Genomic DNA, 17,761 nt, shown 5'->3' with positions numbered 1-17,761 from the left:
ATGGCACAATTAGTGGTCAAAGAACGAAAACGAATCAGCAGTCATATTGGTCAATACGGGACATTACTCGCAATCCTTGGGTTGATCGCAGTCTTTACTGTGACGAACGATCAATTTCTGACGTATGCAAACTTTAGTGACATCATCAAATCGGTGTCAATCGTGTCGTTACTTGCCCTCGGCGTCACGTTTTCGCTCATCGTCGGAGGTTTTGACTTATCGGTCGGATCGACGGCGAGTCTCGCGACAATCGGGGCAGCGGCAAGCCTTGTCCTTCATCGGCAAGAGCTTCTCGTCGCCCTACTGATTCCGCTCGCACTAGGGATTCTCGTCGGATTATTGAATGCGCTCGTCACGATCAAATTTCGGTTACCGGATTTACTAGCGACACTCGCCATCATGTACGTCATTAACGGGATTCAGTTGACGTATACGAAAGGATTCTCGATTTATGACAACATGCCGATTGAAGGGGGGACGGCACCAGGACGCTTCATCCCATCGTTCCTCTTCATTGGACAAGGGACGGTTGGTCCGATTCCGTTCGTCGCCCTGCTCATGCTAGTGTTCTTCATCGGGGCTCATCTGTTTTTGACCTACACACGGACAGGGCGAGAGTTTTATTACGTTGGGTCAAACGCAGAAGCGGCCCGCCGCTCCGGGATTGCCGTGAATCGGATCAAGTTATACGCTTACGTGCTCAGCGGATTGTTTGCGGCCATCGGCGGCATCATTCTCGCATCTCGGATTGGCACGGGGCAAGTTTCGGCTGGGGCGCCCCTCTTGATGGACGCTGTCGCGGCTGCTTATATCGGTTATGCGGTCTTTGGGACGGGACGTCCGAACGTCATCGGAACGTTGATTGGAGCTATTTTGATTGGAATCCTCTTGAACGGACTAACGATGTGGGACGTTCCGTATTATGCGCAAGACATCGTCAAAGGGACGATTTTGATTGGAGCACTCGGTCTGTCGTATATTCAAAAGAAACAGCTGACCTAACAAACCTCCCCGGACATTAAGCGTTCGGGGGTTCGTTTTGTTCACGTGTCATAGAGAGAAAAGGATATACGCCACCATTCGTTTCTTGCATGAACGTGTCTTGTGGGATGAAACCGAGTGATTCGTATAACCGGATGGCACGTTTGTTGAACGTGCCGACGGCAAGGCGTATGGTGCGAGTCCCATATGTCGCCTGGATCCAATTAAGGATTGAAGTGAGAAATCGATGTCCGTTGCCGCATCCCGTCAAATCAGGACGCATGCCGAGACCGATGGAAACAGTTTCCGCTGATTCGAAGTCCAACGTGACAAAGCCAATCAGCTCATTCGTTTCAAGGATGGCGAACGTCGTGTCTCCCCGTTCATCCGCATCTAAAAATAAGGCGAGGTCTTCCTCGTCGGCGTCCATATTGTAAAACGCGTATTCGCCTTCATAGCGCCATTCGAAGGCAATCAGTTCGGCTTGCTCTTGTGTGAGTGGATGAAACGTATGGCTCATAAAAATTCCTCGTCTCTGATCGAAGTGGTCGTGCTACACTCAAAGCGTATCATGAAAATAAGGGGAGGGAACGTGATGGCAGTCAAGTTGGACATGGTCGGGATCGTCGTGACGGATATGAAGCGGTCGCTCGACTTTTATCGTGCGCTCGGGTTTGAGATTCCGGAAGCGATGAATGGGGAAGCGCATGTGGAAATCGATGAGGGGGGCGTTCGTCTCGCGTTTGATACGGTGGAAGTGGCCGAATCGGTATACGGGGAATGGAAACAGGCAGACGGGTATCGGATCGAGCTCGCCTTCTTATGTGAAAGCCGTGAGTCGCTTGATCGATTATATGACACGGTTCTCGAAAAAGGATATGCGTCACACAAAGCACCGTGGGATGCGTTCTGGGGTCAACGTTACGCCATCCTGTACGATGCGGATGGGAATTTGATCAGTCTGTTCGCCTCATAAAAATAATCCCGGGCCATGTGGCTCGGGATTATTTGTTGTCGTGGCACTCTCCCCATGAACAAAGGGCATTCATGGCGGGTTGCAGTCCGAGGGCGTCTTCGGTTAATGAATATTCGACGTGCAGGTGCTTCTCGGTCGAGTAGTCGACACGGCGAACCATGCCGAGCTGCTCGAGTTCACGTAATTGGTCGGTCAACACTTTTCGGCTGACGTCAGGAATCGCCCGTTGAATATCAGAAAAACGAAGCGGTCCATCTTGAAGCGTGCAGTACACTTGGGGGCGCCATTTGCCACCGATAATCTCAAGTGCACGGTTGACGGGGAACGATGTGGTCATGTTCAAGGAGCCTCACTTTCGGGTAGTTACTTCAATGTGCGTACTTTTTTTCTTGCTTCAATGACAGTATCTTATCGTTATCCGCTAAATTGAGCAAACAAAAAGGAGTAGATGAAACATGACGTATCCAAGAACATTTTCACACATCGGTCTTTCTGTACCGAGCGTAACCGAGGCCGTTAAATTTTATGAGGACGTGATGGGATGGTATACCATCATGACACCGTCAGACGTCGTCGAGGACGATTCACCGATCGGGGTCATGTGTACGGACGTCTTCGGACCGGGCTGGGGAAAATTCCGAATCGCCCATATGTCAACGGGAGATGGAATCGGGATTGAGTTATTCGAATTCCCGAACAACGAGACACCAGAAGATAATTTCGAGTTTTGGAAGACAGGGATTTTCCACTATTGCGTACAAGACCCTGACATCGAAGGGCTCGTCGAGAAGATTGTCGCTCATGGCGGCAAACAACGGATGCCGATTCGTGAATACTACCCAGGTGAAAAACCATATCGCATGGTGTACTGCGAAGATCCGTTCGGCAACCTCGTCGAGATTTATTCACACTCATACGAACTCACGTATTCGGAAGGAGCTTACTAAGCATGAAAGCATGGCTACTCGACCAACCTGGTCTTGATCATCTGCATATTGGAGAAATCGACCGTCCGACCCCAGGAACGGGAGAACTATTGATTCGTGTCGAAGCGGTCGCCTTGAACCCGGTCGATTATAAAGTCGGCTCAAACGGAAATCCTAATTGGTCATACCCACATATTCTCGGTGTCGACCTCGTCGGAGAAGTCGTTGAGGTCGGTTCAAGTATCGCCAACATCATTACCGGTTCACGTGTAGCCGTGCATACGGATCTTTCGAAATATGGAGGATTCGCCGAATATACGGTCGTCGATGCCCGGGCGTGTGCGGTCGTCCCGCAAGGTGTAAGCGACGAGGCAGCTGCCTCCATCCTGTGCGCGGGAATGACAGCGTATGAAGCAGTCATGCAGAAGCTGAACACACGGGATAAAGAAACGATTCTTGTGCATGCCGGTGCGGGCGGTGTCGGCGGTTTTGCGATTCAGCTCGCGAAGCGACTCGGTCTGAAGGTGTTCACGACGGCATCTCCTGAAAACTTTGAGTGGGTAGAGTCACTCGGGGCGGACGTGGCGATTGATTATAACGTCGAAGATGTGACTTCACGGATCATGGAAGAGACGGATGGACGTGGTGTCGACTTGATTTTGAACACGGTCGGTCGTGATGTCGCGACGGCTGACTTAGATCGTCTCGCATTTAGCGGACATCTCGCCTATATCGCAGGTCCACCAGATATGACGAACATGAAAGGCTTCACTCTTTCACCTTCGATTCACGAGGTGGCGCTCGGGGCGGCGCATGCGAGCGAGGACGAACATGCGATTCGCAACTTGGCGTATATGGCCGAAGAGTTGATGAATTTGCTCGACGCGGATGAACTGAACGATCTCGTGACAGAAGTGTTGTCGTTCGACCAATTGAAAGAAGGTCTCGAAAAACTACAAACGCGAAAAGTACGCGGTAAACTCATCGTCCGGATTCGCGACTGAAAAGATGGCTCCCTGTTATACTGACAGGGAGCTTATTTGTCGAGGAGGGGAAAGAATGGAGCGATTGGTAGACACGTATCTTCAGACAACCGTTCAATTGAGCGGTCACGGGAAACGGGAAGTCAGGGTGTTGAAACGCGCGTTTGAACAGGTGCGTGAAGATGAGCCGAGTGACCAGTATGGACAGGGGAAAACGATTCGACAGTTCGAAGAGAAGATGGCGCACGTTCTCGGGAAAGAATCGGCGGTATTCTTCCCGAGTGGAACGATGGCACAACAGATTGCCTTACGCATTTGGTGTGATGAAACAGGGAAGAAGACGGTCGCATATCATCCGCTCTGTCATCTTGAGATTCACGAACAGGATGGCTTGAAAGAGTTACATCACATCGAACCGATCTTGGTCGGGGACGAAAATCGATTGATGACACTCGAAGAGATTCAAGCGTTGCCAGACATCGCGTGTCTGTTGCTTGAACTGCCACAACGCGAAATCGGTGGAGAGCTGCCGACGTTCGAAGAGCTCGAAGCGATTAGCGAGCATTGTCGCGACAAAGGGATTTATCTACATCTAGACGGAGCGCGACTGTTCGAATCGCTTCCGTATTATGAGAAAGAAGCGTCTGAGATTTGTGCGCTCTTCGATAGCGTGTACGTCTCATTCTATAAAGGAATCGGTGGTATTGCCGGGGCTATCCTTGCTGGACCGAAGGCATTTTGCGACACGTCGAAAGTTTGGAAGCGTCGCTATGGCGGTGACTTGATCAGCCTATATCCATACATCCTTTCTTCGGATTATTACTATGAGTTGCGGAAAGAGAAGATGACCGAGTATCGAGACGAGGCCGTCCGATTGGCAGCGCGCTTCAATGAACTCGATGGCGTGTGGACGACACCACACATCCCGGTCACAAATATGTTCCATCTTCACTTCCATGGGGCAAAGGAGGAAGTAGGTGAGCGGATTGCAGGAATCCAAGAAAAAACGGGGATTGGCATCACTGGTTATCTCGTTGAAAAAGAAGGGTACTGTTCCACAGAAATCAGTATTGGTGATGTATATCCTGAGATTACTTCCAATCAACTTGATGGTTTATTTAGACAATTACATGCTGAATGAGCATAAAGCTTTGAAGAACGTTTATCTTCAAGGCTTTTTATATTGAGGAAAATAGCTCTTTTCAAAATGATTAAAGTCACTTTGAAAAGAAGAGCGCGTAAACAAAATTCCGATGAACCAGTGTACTATACAACATATATCAACGGTTTTGACGAAAATTGAGGGACTTCCCCTATATAAAATGTATACGCTTTCAAATATGCTTGATTTGTAGAGCAGTTCACTTATTTGTCAAAAAATAACGTGTGATGAAACGGAAGGGGCTGTATAGGATGCGTATGCATTATCGTATTGTCATTATCGGTGCGGGAACTGGGGGAATCAGTGTAGCGGCAAGATTACTCCGAGAGAAACATCATTTGAAAGATGAGATTCTACTGATTGATCCCGCCACTACTCATTATTATCAACCGTTATGGACACTAGTCGGAGCAGGTATTGTGAAGAAAGAAGAGTCGGCCCGCCCGATGGATTCTCTCATCCCTGATGGGGCTAAGTGGTTACAAGATCATGTAACGACATTTGATCCTGAAAACAATCAAGTCGAAACGTCAAGTCACGGAAAGATTCAATATGATTTTCTCATCGTGTCACCAGGGATTGAAATTGACTGGGGACGCATCAAAGGATTAAAAGAATCGCTTGGAACAAAAGGGGTCTGCAGTAACTACTCATACGAACATGTTGATTATACATGGGATACTCTCGAAAAATTCACAGGTGGGACTGCATTGTTCACGCACCCGGCTTCTCCAGTGAAATGTGGGGGCGCTCCTCAAAAAATCATGTATCTGGCTGAAGAGTATTTAGCGAAGAAAGGGATTCGAGATTCGAGTCGAGTGGTCTTCGGTTCAGCTAATCCTGCCATTTTTGATGTTGCGAAGTATCGGGACGCGTTGGAGAAGGTACTCGAACGAAAACAGATTGAAACACATTTCCGGGTGAATTTAACGGAAATAAAAGCAGATGAAAAAATTGCGATTTTTGAAAACTTAGATTCTGGTGAATCGTTTGAGATGAGTTATGACATGATTCATGTCACACCACCGATGCAAGCTCCGGCATTTATTCGAAACAGTTCATTGGCGGAATCCGGTGGTTGGGTCGATGTCGACAAACATACACTTCAACATAAACAATTTAAAAATGTGTTCGGGTTAGGTGACTGTACGAACTTACCAACATCGAAGACAGGTGCAGCGATTCGAAAACAGGCACCTGTCGTTGTCCAAAATGTACTGGATACAATGTATGGCCATTTGCCGATTGCTTCTTATGACGGCTATTCTTCGTGCCCGATTGTAACGGGATATGGTTCATTGATTCTAGCAGAGTTTGATTATGATAAAGTTCCACAAGAATCGATGCCGTTCAATCAAGCAAAAGAAAGACGGAGCATGTATATTTTGAAAAAAGACTTTTTACCGATTATGTACTGGAATGGCATGTTGAAAGGGACGATGTAAGAAAGGAGAGATCGTGATGGAACGTTCTGCACTTGAAGAGCAAACGGTTGAGACCGTACTGACAAGACCCGACGTTGAGCAAGCGCTGATTGCACTCATTGATCGTCTACCTAAAATCGAACAGTCTCTCCGTCGTTTGGAAGATGCTGTTGATTTTGGTATGGCAACGATGAAAGATGAATCGGTAAAAGAGAAAGTTGACGCGGCCATCGACAATTCCAATATCCAAATCGAAACGCTGGAAGCGGCTATAAAACTGACCGAAAAGTTGCCGATGTTACTACAGGTGACGAATCAACTTGAGTCCATGTTCTCGTTTGTTCAAGATGTATACCACGATGAACAAACAAAAGCATTAATTGAGCAACGGATCGAAGAGTATGCCGTGCCAGCAAAAGAGAAGGCTGAATGGACACGAGAAATGTGGACAGAAGTACAACAACGTGTCGAACAGGATGACCGCCACATCACCCTATTTTCACTCATGCGTTGGATTAAAGAACCATCAGTTCAACACGGCCTTAAATACGTTCAAGCGACTGTTGATGTACTAAACGAACGGACAATCAAACGTTAAACATGAATGAATCATGATGAATAGAGTTTTCAATAAATTAGACGTGCCTCGAGGCGCGTCTTTTTTCATGAGGGAATGAAGTGCATCATTTGGGTTTGTTTACCCATAGGGGTATTATGGATATAAGAACTGAAAGAGTGCGGAGGGGATAACGTTGACACTACGTGACTTTGAACATCAAATATTAGACGTACTCAAAGACGGTGTGATTGTGATGGACCATGACCGAACCATCATCTCGATGAATCAATCGGCCGAACAATTGACGGGATGGCAAATCGGTGAACCGGTTCCTTATTGTTCTTTTTGTCAGAAGAGAAACGTGAACATTGGCGAAGAACGTTGCTATTTGATTGAACATGAACGTTCCCCATATTTCACCTCGGAGATGCCGACATACTCTGGGAACATGGTTGATGTCGAGATGAACACGGCGCGCATCTTAAATGATCCGACGACCGGTGCGACATACTATCTGCTCGTCTTACGAGATTTCACAGAACGAAAACGCAGGGAAGCGCATATTTTGAGAGAACAAATGGTTCGGGAATTGATTCGGGCGAGAGAAGAGGAGCATGAACGATTGGCTCAAGAGTTACATGATGGGGTCGGGCAATCGCTGTTTAGTATTACGCTTGCCTTGAATTCACTGCAATCAGACGTCGTTGATCCCGATAAAAAAGAATATTTGAGTTCTGTCATTTCTGAAGTGAGTCTTCTAATGGATCACGTAAGAAATTATTCAAAACAGTTGAGACCAGTCGAACTTGATCAATTTGGACTGGAATCTGCACTACACGTGTTATTTGATAGTTTTGCCACTCGGTATCCGAACGTCGCATTTCATACGGACTTCCGACTAAAGACACGATGTGACGCTCTTGTTGAGATTAATGTATATCGGATTGTTCAAGAGGCACTTGTGAACGCGATGAAATATGCGAACCCGACACATATAGATTGTCGAATCACGGAGCATGATGGACGAATCGAATTGTTATTCTGGGATGATGGGATTGGCTTTGATTCTCGCGAAGTTTCGAAAGGGTTAGGGCTACGTCACATGGAAGAGAGAGCAAAAACAATAGAAGGTTTGTTTCAGATCGTTTCGGTGATCGGACACGGGACTGAAATTTTAGTGTCGATTCCGAGAGAGCGAGGTCATGATGAAACCGATTGATGTATTGATCGTCGATGACCATGAACTGGTTCGTCGCGGATTGAAACTGATGTTTCGTTCGAATGAGCGAATTCGTGTAGTCAGTGAAGCGGGGGAAGGAGCGGCAGCGATACAAGAAGCGATTCGAACCAGTCCAGACGTCGTTTTACTTGATATTACGATGCCGAACGGGTTGGATGGTTTTTTGACGGTTCAAGCGTTCGCTGAGGAAGTGCCTTCCGCAAAAATCATCTTACTGACGATGCACGATGAAGAGATTTATATCAAACGCGCTCTTGAACTAGGGGTACCAGGTTATATGTCGAAAAATAGCGATCCATCTCAGCTATCTGAGGGAATTGAGAGCGTATTTGAAGGAAAACGATATTACGCCACTTCGTTGACCGAGGAACAGATGGAGAGGATTGTCCTTCAAAAGAACAATCATCCGTTATTGACACGCCGGGAACTAGAAATCGTGCGGTTGTCGACTTTAGGATATAGCCATAATGAAATCGGGGAAAAATTAGGAATCAGTCCCAAAACAGTAGAGAATCATAAAGCTCGGATTATGAACAAACTGCAGATGAAGCACCGACACGAATTGGTGCAATACGCCTTGAAAAATCATTTGATTGAAATGGAAGGATGACGGAAGGTATGAAGTTAGAAGTAGAAAAAACAATCGATTCACAATATATCCAGCAGCACCTAGCGAACGAGCGGACGTTCCTCGCATGGATTCGTACTGCGATTACCGTAATTGGGATCGGTTTCTTAGTGACGAACTTTCATTATTATCGAAGCGAGAATTTGAATGGTGCAGAACATCAATTGATCTCAGCAATCGGAATGTTATCAATTTTGTTTGGCATCAGTACAATTCTTGTAGGAACCCGTTCCTATTTGAAAAAAGTGCATACGATTAACACGCAACAATTCAAATCTGCGAAGATGAGTCTCATTGCTTTGGCAATTGGGATGGTCTTCATCTTTTCACTAATCCTTGTCGTGAGCTACTTCTTGTTTTGAAAGCAATCAAGCACCGCCTCTATTACGAGGACGGTGCCTTTTACGTTACTGCGTCACAATCGCTTCGAGACGATCGAGTTGAGAGGTGAACCCTTCGACAGCGCCCATCTCGACGACTTGGTGGAGAGCCTCTTCATTCGGGAATTCGGAGCGACTAATGAATAACGTGCCTTCCGATGTATCGAGAAATTCATTTGTGATCGTCATGACAGGTAAGTCCGGGTTGACGTGCCCGTCCGCATCTGAGAACGCATCCGTATAGACGATTCGTGAGTAGGGATCGATGTCGATAAAGGTCGATTTCCCCCATGACTCCATACCGTAAAAGTCACCTTGATCTTTGTCGACACAAGTCATGCAATAATGCCAAATCCCATCTGGTTTGAAGTCGAAGCTGTATACTTTCGTCTCCCATCCAGTAGGTCCCCACCATTTTTCTAAATGTGCGGGTGTCGAGAATGCTTCAAATACAAGTTGACGTGGTGCCTTGAACAGACGTTCCATGATCAATGTCGTGCCCTCTACATGTGATTTGACCGTACTCATGATTCGTTCTCCTCTCAGGATGAATCCGTTATACATCTAGTCGTTTAGATTGGCTAATGCTTGGAAAAAGAAGCGAGTTTCGTTACTATCCTCATAGTTGGATATGCCCTGACCACAATCGTCCAAAACACAACTGTTCAACCCTGAAACAATAAATCAAGTAGCATCTCACCAATCGGTCGTTCCTTACCTTCATAAGGAAAAGCATGGATATGGATCGCAGGATTAAAATTCAGTTCGATGATGCCGTATTCGATTTGCGCATGATCGAGAGAGGGAATCATCATATCGACACCACAGATCGTTGCCCCGACTGACTTAGCGGCATCGACAGCAATACGCTTGTAGATGTCAGAAACTTGATCCGTGTAGTCGATACTATCTCCGCCGGTACTGATGTTAGAGTTTTCGCGCAAGAAGACACGCTCATCGAGAGCGGGTATACTGTCGGGTGTCTTGCCTTGAGCACGTAAAAATGAGATGACGACCTCGTCGATGTCGATTTTCTCGAGCGGTGTCTTGTATCCTTTCCCGCGCAACGGGTCTTCATTTTTTGTCGCAACGAGTTGACGAATGGAAGAGGTGCCATCCCCAGTGACGTTCGCCGGGACACGATGGAGGATGCCCGCGACTTCCTCTCCGATGACGAGGAAGCGATACTCTTTTCCAGGTAAGAATGTCTCCAGTAAAACGACATCGTCAAACGTTTTCGCATACTGAAATGCAGACAGTGCTTCCTCATACGTCGCTCCGTCTTTAAAAATGTGAATACCGACTCCGAAGTTTGTGGACTTTGGTTTTAAGACGATGGGTTGTTTTGAAAATGAATGCCATGCCTGAGATAAATCCGATTCCTCTTGAAGTTCTACCCCTTCCGGGACACGAATTCCATGCTCTGCGAGTACAAACTTTGTCACCGTTTTATTCTCCATCATTAAGACGGAAACATAATTGTCTTTTGATGTTTTCGTTGCTTGTTTGACGTATTCATGGTGTTTGCCCTTTCGAATCCGAATGAACTGGTCGGAACGATCGATGACGTCGACAGGATAACCACGTTTAATTGCGGATTTCATTAAGATTTGAGTAGACAGTTCCAGGTCGGCATAACCGTGGATGCGAAAACGATTTGCATAGGCGTCCTCATAAAAGTGTTCTGCTTGGGCGAGGGACCATGCGTGATAGCCCGTCTCGGTCATAATCGTCTTTAATCGGGAAGCGTACGTCCGGTCCACGTGATCAATTTTTTCGCGTAGAGCGGGAAAGACATCTTCGAAGCCGAGGTCATAGTGTGTGTTGAACGCATCGATGGTGTCGAGAAGTTCTGTCGCGTACGTGTGTAAAGGTATGGCGTGGCCATCTCGAGTCAATATGCTTGTAGGAGACATGCCTTCTTTGGCGACACATTGTTGATTATTGTACGCTTCAGCTTGCCAATCGAAATAAGGTGTCTCCTCAGTAAAGGTCAAGTACAGCAAAAACAGATGAAGGAACCGTAAATCTGAACGCGCAATTCCTGTCTTTTCAAACGGATTCAAATCAATATTGCGAATTTCGATATAATCGATGCCGTGTGCTTCGAGTTGATTTAAATCGTTACCACCTTTCGATGTTTTCAATCGGATGGGTGAGTAGAGTTCGTTCGGATTGGCAATCTCGCCTTTGGCAATGAACCATCTTACATCATCTATATAACTAGAGAGTGTCGCATAATTTGGATATAGCGGTTCAACATTCGTATACCCACAGTCGCTATTCCGATATGACAATGCTTGTTTATTTGAAAAAGTATCTTCGTGGAGCGCTTGCATCTGACTGACACATTGTTCTTCATAACTCACATGAACGGCTGGTGTAGCACCGAACAAATAGACGATGAGCCATCGCATCCGTAAATATTGACGAATCAATTTTAAGTAAAGCTGATCTTTGAAGTGTCGATATTGTTCAGGAGACCCTTCGTACAGTGCGGATAACATCTCATCGGAAAACGAAAAATTGAAATGAATTCCGGAAATGAGTTGTTTTTTCGCCCCATACTTGTGGAGCAAATGCTCCCGGTAACGGCTAGCTTCGAGTTCAGTCACACCAAAATCAGCGAGTGGAATCGTACCGCCTTCCGGCAATGCGCATGGCATCGATTGTGGCCACAGACGTTCGTCGCCTATGTTTAGTGCCGTGATGTCGTATAGCGTTTCTAAAAAGTCATGTGCCGCCTCGATTGTCGGAAATGTCGGGGTGATGAGCTCGATTTGACTTTCCGAGAAGTCGGTCGTGATATATGGATGTGTCGCTTTATGACCGAGTGCTTTTGGATGCTTCGTAACAGCTAGCGTGCCGTCTGACGTGACCCGTAACATTTCTCGCTCGATGGCAAATTTTCCACTCGTGATGAGCTGGTGGGGTAGTTGATTAAACTGCTTCTGCAAGGGAAATCACTTCCTTTTTCGTTAATCGGACAAAGAGGGCGGAGACAAGCCCTTTCGTGATACTTGAAATGGCGATACTCCACCAGATGGCATCGATTCCGAGATAAGGCTCAAGAACAAATGCGAGCGGGATACGGGCCACTGTGAAAATAATCGAGATGGTCGCAGGAATTTTCGGTAATCCGAGTCCTGAGAAGTATCCGTTTCCGATCATTTCAATCGATGAGAAGACGAGCGAAATGCCGATAATTCGTAAGTAACTCGCCCCAATCTCGATGGTTCGAATGTCATCGACGAATAGACCAATGAGCAAATCCGGAACGATTAAAAATACCAACATGATGAATCCCGTATAGATCATCCCGAGTCGGGTCGTTACGCGGTAACCTTCATACACACGATCTACTTTTCGTGCCCCGAGGTTTTGTCCGGTATAGCTAGCCATTGCTCCGTTCAAGCCACCAATCATCATGTAGGCAATCGACTCGATTTGGAGTCCGATGCGCTGTGCCGCAATCGCTTCTGTCCCATACGAACCGATCATGCGGGCAAGAAAAATACTGATTACCGTGAACAAAATACGTTGGGTTGCCATCGGAAAACCAAGACGAAACACCTCTACATAATCAGCTCGAGTCGGCTGAACGACTTCATCCCAACTGAACAATGTACGAGCGCGGTGCCAAAACAATCCGAACATGATGACGTTGGCGACAAGTGTCGCAAGAGCAGCCCCAATCACACCGAGTTGGAATGGATAAATGAAAATCGGGGAGAGAATCATGTTGAGGATGACGCCTGTCGCATTGATTCGCATCGCCGTTGTCGTATTGCCATATGCACTGAATAGACGAGCAAACAACAGATTAAAGAAAGAGAAGATGAGCATCGGCGCGCTGACGAATAAATATTCGTACGCAAGCTGCTCCACGTCGGAGGCGCCCATATTCAAAAAGCCGATGAAGGTATGACCGAACAAAATCAGCAATGTGATGTACGAAAGACCGAGTGTTAGATTCAGACGCCTGCCGGCCCGGACATAGCGCTGAACCAGATCGAGGTCACGTCTCCCGACAGCTTGTGATACTTTGATGCCGGCGCCAACAACAATCAACGATTGAATCGCCTGGCCGAGCATGATATAAAAACTGGCCGCACCGATACTTGCCACAGCATCGCTCCCGAGCGCACCGACCCAAAACATGTCGACGAGACTATACGTAAACTGTAATAATGAGCTACCGACGAGCGGAAGGGCGAGAGCCAGAATGACACGTTGCACGTTTCCAATCGTTAAATCGACAGTTTTCACGAAGCAAGACTCCTTACATTCTTTATATAACCATTTAGTTATATATAAGCACGGTGTAATAGAATTGGCAATCATGATGTCCGAATCGATGAAAAATGGACACAAAAAAAGGAATTCGCGATGAATTCCTTAATGTCGATAGCCGCGAATCCAGGTCGTCATATAGACGAGTGTCGCGATGATGAGCGTTGAGGCGAGTGCATAAATTGGATAGGCGGGGAGTGTATCTTCAAACAACGGATAGAACATAAACGATCCCATAAAAATAGGAACGGAAATGCCGAACGAGACGTATGCCGCTTTTGTCGCTTTCGCTGTGATGATTTGTTCACGCTCATCGACCTCACTGAACTCGGTCATGCGGACAGACCATTGAGTAAAGCTCAACTGTTTATTAGGGCGGGTGTTAAACGAATAGACTGTCCAAACAATGCCAAAAACAACGAGTAATAGCAGTGGAAGTAGATTAAATTCAACTAAGAATCGGTCAGACTCGATGACGGTCTTCGAAACATCAGACAAAAACGAGCTGAATAGAAAAGCCATCAGGACATACAAGATGATACTGGAAATTGACTGAACGACGACGTGTTTCATTTTGTTTCCTCCTCGATTGTAAATATAGATTCGACCGGTTCCTCGAACACGCGTGCGATGTGCATCGCCAGCATGAGTGATGGCGTGTAGCTGCCTTTCTCGAGCGAGATGATCGTCTGTCTCGTCACACCGACCTTTTCGGCAAGGTCGCCTTGGGTTAACTGGTGCCGAGCACGCAGTTCTTTCACGCGGTTGACTAATGGCATATTGCCACCTCATTTCTAGTTTCTACCACCAGTGTAAAACAAACTTCACATAATGTAAAGAAGACTTTACTTTATTGGAGATGATACAATAACGATATAGTCGAAAGGGGAGATGGATGGTGAAGGTGATTAGTGGACAACATCACGTGTCAGCGATGACCGGGGATGCCAAGAAGAACTTACGATTCTACACGGAAGTACTAGGGATGCGGCTCGTCAAAAAGACGGTAAACCAGGATGATCCATCGATGTATCACTTGTTTTATGCGGACGAAACGGGGACGCCCGGAACCGATTTGACGTTCTTTGAGCTCCCGTTTCTCGGGCAGACGTATCGAGGGTCAAACAGTATCTCTCGAACAGCGCTCAGAGTGCCGGACGGGGCAATCGCATATTGGCAAGAGCGTTTCGACACGTTCGGTGTAACATATGGGGAAGTCGAATCAGTGCTCGGACGGGCGACGTTGTCGTTTGAAGATCATGAAGGTCAACGCCTCTGTCTTGTGGAAGGGGGGAGTGGGACACCTTGGAAAAATGGTCCTGTTCCAACGGATGTCGGCATCTTCGGTCTCGGGTTTAGTGAATGGACGGTACGGCGGATTGAGAAGACGGCACGGGTGCTGACTGAAATACTCGGCTATCGATATGTGACGACGTTTGAACGGGATGGTCACGATGTGCGTGTTTTTGAGACGGGAGAAGGTGGCGTGGCGACAGAGATTCATCTCGTCGATCGGCCGGATTTGCCATCGGAACGACCGGGACGGGGGAGTGTGCATCATGTGGCGATTCGAGTGGAAGATACAGACGATATGGCGAAGTGGATTGAGAAACTTGACGCACATGGGATCAGTCACTCTGGTCTCATCGACCGTTATTATTTCCAGTCGATCTACTTCCGCGAGCCGAGCGGGATTTTAGTGGAACTGGCAACAGATGAACCGGGATTCGCGACGGATGAATCAGTTGAAGCGCTCGGAGAACGCTTGGCATTGCCACCGTTTCTGGAGCCGAGACGAGCAGACATCGAAGCAAAGCTAAAACCGCTATAACCAAAACCCGACGGACTTTTCAGTCTGTCGGGTTTTGTATGCCCAATAGCATGGCGAGTTCGTTCGTTCGATTGGCGACGAGGTCCGCAATCGTGTAACGATCGAGCACATGAAAGAACGCCAACATCGCCTCGTTCAACACACTGCGTAAGTCACAGGCCGGCGCGATCACGCATCGGCCTTCCCCAAAGCACTCTACGAGCTCAAGCGGTTCCATCGACCGAACGACCTCGCCTACGTTGATGTCTTCCATCGGGCGCGCGAGACGGAATCCACCGCCGCGACCACGCACCGACTCCAAGTAGCCATGTTTGCCAAGTTCGTAGACGACTTTCATGACATGGTTTTTGGAGATGTTATATTGATCCGCCACTTCTTGAATCGTGACGAGCCGATGTGAAAACGTGGCGCTATACATTAACGTCCGTAGTGCGTAGTCACACGTTTGCGTAAGTCTCATCCATCATCACCTCTCGTTTCATTGTACAAGACAATCTCTAAAAGTGCGATTCGTGTAAATGTGAAAGGGTGATGACAGAAATGAGTCGGAATCGTGAAATCTGTTTTAAAGAAGTATTTCATATATTGCTTTAAAGTGATTAGACTCACATAATGAACGTGTACGAAACAAAAGGGGGACATACACATGTTAGATCAACAAACGATTGAAATTGTAAAAGCGACAGCGCCCGTTTTAAAAGAACACGGTGTGACAATCACGAAGCACTTTTATCAACGAATGTTTGAACAAAATCCAGAAGTTCGTCACTTCTTCAACCATACGAACCAAAAACGAGGACGTCAGCCAGAGGCACTCGCGAACGCGGTTTATGCGGCAGCGCTTCATATCGACCGGCTCGAAGCGATTCTTCCAGCCATTCAACCGGCACTCCATAAACATAAGAGTTTGAATATCCGCCCTGAGCATTATCCAATCGTCGGTGAAAACTTACTTGGAGCGATTCAAGACGTCCTCGGAGAAGCCGCGACACCAGACATCATCGATGCCTGGGCAAAAGCGTATGGCGTGATTGCCGACGTCTTCATCTCACTTGAGAAACAGATGTATGATGACGCACCGTGGGTCGGATTTAAATCGTTTGTCATCGAAGAAGTCATTGAAGACACACCGGAAGTGAAGCGATTCCGTCTTGTCGCAAAAGATAAAGTCGTCGGTACAGCCATTCCAGGACAATACGTCTCGGTTCAGGCGCGAATCGCTGGTGAGGACATCGTGCACCACCGGCAATATAGTGTCATCGACACAACAGAAGACGGCTACTGGATCGCACCTAAAAAAGAGGGGCTTGTCTCAAACTGGCTTCATGAACAGGCGGTCGGTACAGAAATCCCGGTGAGCGCACCAGCAGGCGAATTCATCCTTGAAGCGTCAAATCGTCCGCTCACACTGATTGCTGGAGGGATCGGCATCACACCGCTCTTCAATATGGCGAAGACGGCACTCGAACAAGGGCGCTCGGTCACATTGTTGCACGCGGTTCGCAGCACAACACTCCGTCCGCTCGGAGACGAACTTGATGAACTTGTGGATCAAGGGCTTCACCTCATCACACACGTGGATGACGAATCGGGTTGTATGAGTGCGACGCAACTTGAGGCACTCGATGTCGAAGGACATGATGTCTATACGTGCGGACCAAATGCGATGATGGAGACGGTCGTACGCGTCATTCCTCAGGCACGATATGAATTTTTCGGACCGTCTGGAGTTCTCACGACCAACTAAAAAAGACGACTGGAAAAAGTCGTCTTGATGCACAACATAGGTTATTCTGTGAGTTCACTTGAATGTATGACTTGTTTGTTGGCATCCAAAGTTTCAAGATACCACGCGCCATCGGACCGTTTGGTTGTTTCAATGACGTATGTCATCGCATACCCTTCGTTCTCGGGATCGTTGACGAGAAAATCTTTTGAGACATCGTCACCGTTCAAACGTAAATAAACGACATCTTCCGGGCGCTCTTTTAGATGGACAGCGATATATTCGATTTCTCCGTCTTCAAGCACAACAAAGTCAAATGGCTGGTCTGGTGTCACTTGTTTAGTGACAGACCCTAGGTACCCTGTCGTGACATCGATCTCGGCTAGACCGATGACGGAGCGATTTTCATTTGTGTAAAAAGATAGAATGGACTGTTCCATGTTATGAATCTCAAAATTGTACCAGTCGTTCATCGTGATGTAGCGGTTCAATTCTTTTTGGGCGTTTTCGTATGAGTTGCCGGCCTGAATATTAGTGTACGTGTACAGTCCGACACCGACTGCGATGGCCACGACGATGAGACCAGAGACGATCGTGAGTAGGATGATTCGTTTGGACATGATTCTTCCTCCAATCTGTTATAAATAGAGAC

Annotated in this window: 21 protein-coding genes; 12 read left to right on the top strand and 9 right to left on the bottom strand. The window is 47.2% G+C overall.

Annotated elements, in window-relative coordinates; genetic code table 11:
• The gene (locus tag KNP04_RS05915; RefSeq protein ID WP_214875005.1) at nucleotides 1-1,002 is read left to right on the top strand and encodes an ABC transporter permease; all 1,002 of its coding nucleotides are present in this window, start codon (nucleotides 1-3) and stop codon (nucleotides 1,000-1,002) included.
• Between the two features lie 16 nt (nucleotides 1,003-1,018).
• Here the strand turns inward: KNP04_RS05915 and KNP04_RS05910 are convergent, their stop codons facing one another.
• Nucleotides 1,019-1,501, bottom strand: coding sequence for a GNAT family N-acetyltransferase (locus KNP04_RS05910; RefSeq protein ID WP_214875004.1), 483 nt, complete (start codon nucleotides 1,499-1,501; stop codon nucleotides 1,019-1,021).
• Between the two features lie 75 nt (nucleotides 1,502-1,576).
• Between KNP04_RS05910 and KNP04_RS05905 the strand changes: the two genes are divergently transcribed.
• The gene (locus tag KNP04_RS05905; protein ID WP_214875003.1) at nucleotides 1,577-1,957 is read left to right on the top strand and encodes a VOC family protein; all 381 of its coding nucleotides are present in this window, start codon (nucleotides 1,577-1,579) and stop codon (nucleotides 1,955-1,957) included.
• Nucleotides 1,958-1,985: 28 nt separating this feature from the next.
• Here the strand turns inward: KNP04_RS05905 and KNP04_RS05900 are convergent, their stop codons facing one another.
• On the bottom strand, nucleotides 1,986-2,294 hold the full coding sequence (locus KNP04_RS05900; RefSeq protein ID WP_031422089.1) for a winged helix-turn-helix transcriptional regulator: 309 nt from the start codon (nucleotides 2,292-2,294) through the stop codon (nucleotides 1,986-1,988).
• Nucleotides 2,295-2,412: 118 nt separating this feature from the next.
• Between KNP04_RS05900 and KNP04_RS05895 the strand changes: the two genes are divergently transcribed.
• The 8 genes from KNP04_RS05895 to KNP04_RS05860 all read left to right on the top strand — a co-directional run bounded on the left by KNP04_RS05895 (nucleotide 2,413) and on the right by KNP04_RS05860 (nucleotide 9,241).
• Entirely contained in the window at nucleotides 2,413-2,904 is a 492-nt protein-coding gene (locus tag KNP04_RS05895; RefSeq protein ID WP_012727473.1) for a lactoylglutathione lyase family protein, read from the top strand.
• A 2-nt stretch (nucleotides 2,905-2,906) separates the two neighbouring features.
• A complete protein-coding gene (locus tag KNP04_RS05890) occupies nucleotides 2,907-3,887 on the top strand; it encodes a zinc-binding dehydrogenase (protein ID WP_214875002.1) in 981 nt (326 codons plus the stop codon).
• A gap of 55 nt (nucleotides 3,888-3,942) precedes the next feature.
• Complete coding sequence (locus KNP04_RS05885; RefSeq protein ID WP_214875001.1) at nucleotides 3,943-5,007, top strand: threonine aldolase family protein; 1,065 nt, start codon at nucleotides 3,943-3,945, stop codon at nucleotides 5,005-5,007.
• 272 nt (nucleotides 5,008-5,279) lie between these two features.
• Nucleotides 5,280-6,473: an NAD(P)/FAD-dependent oxidoreductase gene (locus tag KNP04_RS05880; RefSeq protein ID WP_214875000.1), complete on the top strand. Its 1,194-nt coding sequence runs from the start codon at nucleotides 5,280-5,282 to the stop codon at nucleotides 6,471-6,473.
• Between the two features lie 16 nt (nucleotides 6,474-6,489).
• Nucleotides 6,490-7,050 carry a hypothetical protein gene (locus KNP04_RS05875; RefSeq protein WP_214874999.1) on the top strand — a complete coding sequence of 187 codons (561 nt, stop codon included), beginning with the start codon at nucleotides 6,490-6,492 and terminating at the stop codon, nucleotides 7,048-7,050.
• 154 nt (nucleotides 7,051-7,204) lie between these two features.
• On the top strand, nucleotides 7,205-8,230 hold the full coding sequence (locus KNP04_RS05870; RefSeq protein WP_214786117.1) for a PAS domain-containing sensor histidine kinase: 1,026 nt from the start codon (nucleotides 7,205-7,207) through the stop codon (nucleotides 8,228-8,230).
• Complete coding sequence (locus KNP04_RS05865) at nucleotides 8,217-8,861, top strand: response regulator (RefSeq protein WP_214874998.1); 645 nt, start codon at nucleotides 8,217-8,219, stop codon at nucleotides 8,859-8,861. Before KNP04_RS05870 ends, KNP04_RS05865 begins: the two co-directional genes overlap by 14 nt.
• Before the next feature lie 8 nt (nucleotides 8,862-8,869).
• On the top strand, nucleotides 8,870-9,241 hold the full coding sequence (locus KNP04_RS05860; protein WP_214874997.1) for a YidH family protein: 372 nt from the start codon (nucleotides 8,870-8,872) through the stop codon (nucleotides 9,239-9,241).
• A 45-nt stretch (nucleotides 9,242-9,286) separates the two neighbouring features.
• Here KNP04_RS05860 and KNP04_RS05855 read toward each other — a convergent pair whose 3' ends face one another.
• The 5 genes from KNP04_RS05855 to KNP04_RS05835 form a co-directional block, all read right to left on the bottom strand.
• Nucleotides 9,287-9,787: an SRPBCC family protein gene (locus KNP04_RS05855; protein WP_214874996.1), complete on the bottom strand. Its 501-nt coding sequence runs from the start codon at nucleotides 9,785-9,787 to the stop codon at nucleotides 9,287-9,289.
• Between the two features lie 137 nt (nucleotides 9,788-9,924).
• On the bottom strand, nucleotides 9,925-12,216 hold the full coding sequence (gene gshAB, locus KNP04_RS05850; RefSeq protein ID WP_214874995.1) for a bifunctional glutamate--cysteine ligase GshA/glutathione synthetase GshB: 2,292 nt from the start codon (nucleotides 12,214-12,216) through the stop codon (nucleotides 9,925-9,927).
• On the bottom strand, nucleotides 12,200-13,528 hold the full coding sequence (locus KNP04_RS05845; RefSeq protein WP_214821402.1) for an MATE family efflux transporter: 1,329 nt from the start codon (nucleotides 13,526-13,528) through the stop codon (nucleotides 12,200-12,202). Before KNP04_RS05845 ends, gshAB begins: the two co-directional genes overlap by 17 nt.
• Nucleotides 13,529-13,657: 129 nt before the next feature.
• Complete coding sequence (locus KNP04_RS05840) at nucleotides 13,658-14,125, bottom strand: hypothetical protein (protein ID WP_214874994.1); 468 nt, start codon at nucleotides 14,123-14,125, stop codon at nucleotides 13,658-13,660.
• Complete coding sequence (locus KNP04_RS05835; protein WP_214694717.1) at nucleotides 14,122-14,331, bottom strand: helix-turn-helix transcriptional regulator; 210 nt, start codon at nucleotides 14,329-14,331, stop codon at nucleotides 14,122-14,124. Before KNP04_RS05835 ends, KNP04_RS05840 begins: the two co-directional genes overlap by 4 nt.
• 116 nt (nucleotides 14,332-14,447) lie before the next feature.
• On the opposite strand from KNP04_RS05835, the gene KNP04_RS05830 reads away from it, so the two are divergent.
• Nucleotides 14,448-15,383 (top strand): ring-cleaving dioxygenase, encoded by a 936-nt coding sequence (locus KNP04_RS05830; protein WP_214874993.1) that lies wholly within the window; start codon nucleotides 14,448-14,450, stop codon nucleotides 15,381-15,383.
• A 19-nt stretch (nucleotides 15,384-15,402) separates the two neighbouring features.
• Here KNP04_RS05830 and KNP04_RS05825 read toward each other — a convergent pair whose 3' ends face one another.
• Complete coding sequence (locus KNP04_RS05825; RefSeq protein WP_214874992.1) at nucleotides 15,403-15,843, bottom strand: RrF2 family transcriptional regulator; 441 nt, start codon at nucleotides 15,841-15,843, stop codon at nucleotides 15,403-15,405.
• A gap of 186 nt (nucleotides 15,844-16,029) precedes the next feature.
• On the opposite strand from KNP04_RS05825, the gene KNP04_RS05820 reads away from it, so the two are divergent.
• The gene (locus KNP04_RS05820; protein ID WP_214874991.1) at nucleotides 16,030-17,130 is read left to right on the top strand and encodes a globin domain-containing protein; all 1,101 of its coding nucleotides are present in this window, start codon (nucleotides 16,030-16,032) and stop codon (nucleotides 17,128-17,130) included.
• Nucleotides 17,131-17,171: 41 nt separating this feature from the next.
• Here the strand turns inward: KNP04_RS05820 and KNP04_RS05815 are convergent, their stop codons facing one another.
• Nucleotides 17,172-17,729 (bottom strand): hypothetical protein, encoded by a 558-nt coding sequence (locus tag KNP04_RS05815; RefSeq protein WP_214874990.1) that lies wholly within the window; start codon nucleotides 17,727-17,729, stop codon nucleotides 17,172-17,174.
• Nucleotides 17,730-17,761: the final 32 nt, after the last annotated feature.

It is taken from the genome of Exiguobacterium sp. CH10 (assembly GCF_018617635.1).
In the GTDB taxonomy this organism is placed as follows: domain Bacteria; phylum Bacillota; class Bacilli; order Exiguobacteriales; family Exiguobacteriaceae; genus Exiguobacterium; species Exiguobacterium aestuarii_A.
Note: the sequence above shows the minus strand (reverse complement) of the source record. Positions and strands in the feature narration are given on the sequence as shown.

Bases quoted from the DNA above. Each gene is read 5' to 3' on its own strand.
- KNP04_RS05915 (WP_214875005.1), top strand. From the start codon at position 1: ATGGCACAATTAGTGGTCAAAGAACGAAAACGAATCAGCAGTCATATT.
- KNP04_RS05910 (WP_214875004.1), bottom strand. From the start codon at position 1,501: ATGAGCCATACGTTTCATCCACTCACACAAGAGCAAGCCGAACTGATT.
- KNP04_RS05905 (WP_214875003.1), top strand. From the start codon at position 1,577: ATGGCAGTCAAGTTGGACATGGTCGGGATCGTCGTGACGGATATGAAG.
- KNP04_RS05900 (WP_031422089.1), bottom strand. From the start codon at position 2,294: ATGACCACATCGTTCCCCGTCAACCGTGCACTTGAGATTATCGGTGGC.
- KNP04_RS05895 (WP_012727473.1), top strand. From the start codon at position 2,413: ATGACGTATCCAAGAACATTTTCACACATCGGTCTTTCTGTACCGAGC.
- KNP04_RS05890 (WP_214875002.1), top strand. From the start codon at position 2,907: ATGAAAGCATGGCTACTCGACCAACCTGGTCTTGATCATCTGCATATT.
- KNP04_RS05885 (WP_214875001.1), top strand. From the start codon at position 3,943: ATGGAGCGATTGGTAGACACGTATCTTCAGACAACCGTTCAATTGAGC.
- KNP04_RS05880 (WP_214875000.1), top strand. From the start codon at position 5,280: ATGCGTATGCATTATCGTATTGTCATTATCGGTGCGGGAACTGGGGGA.
- KNP04_RS05875 (WP_214874999.1), top strand. From the start codon at position 6,490: ATGGAACGTTCTGCACTTGAAGAGCAAACGGTTGAGACCGTACTGACA.
- KNP04_RS05865 (WP_214874998.1), top strand. From the start codon at position 8,217: ATGAAACCGATTGATGTATTGATCGTCGATGACCATGAACTGGTTCGT.
- KNP04_RS05860 (WP_214874997.1), top strand. From the start codon at position 8,870: ATGAAGTTAGAAGTAGAAAAAACAATCGATTCACAATATATCCAGCAG.
- KNP04_RS05855 (WP_214874996.1), bottom strand. From the start codon at position 9,787: ATGAGTACGGTCAAATCACATGTAGAGGGCACGACATTGATCATGGAA.
- KNP04_RS05840 (WP_214874994.1), bottom strand. From the start codon at position 14,125: ATGAAACACGTCGTCGTTCAGTCAATTTCCAGTATCATCTTGTATGTC.
- KNP04_RS05835 (WP_214694717.1), bottom strand. From the start codon at position 14,331: ATGCCATTAGTCAACCGCGTGAAAGAACTGCGTGCTCGGCACCAGTTA.
- KNP04_RS05830 (WP_214874993.1), top strand. From the start codon at position 14,448: ATGGTGAAGGTGATTAGTGGACAACATCACGTGTCAGCGATGACCGGG.
- KNP04_RS05825 (WP_214874992.1), bottom strand. From the start codon at position 15,843: ATGAGACTTACGCAAACGTGTGACTACGCACTACGGACGTTAATGTAT.
- KNP04_RS05820 (WP_214874991.1), top strand. From the start codon at position 16,030: ATGTTAGATCAACAAACGATTGAAATTGTAAAAGCGACAGCGCCCGTT.
- KNP04_RS05815 (WP_214874990.1), bottom strand. From the start codon at position 17,729: ATGTCCAAACGAATCATCCTACTCACGATCGTCTCTGGTCTCATCGTC.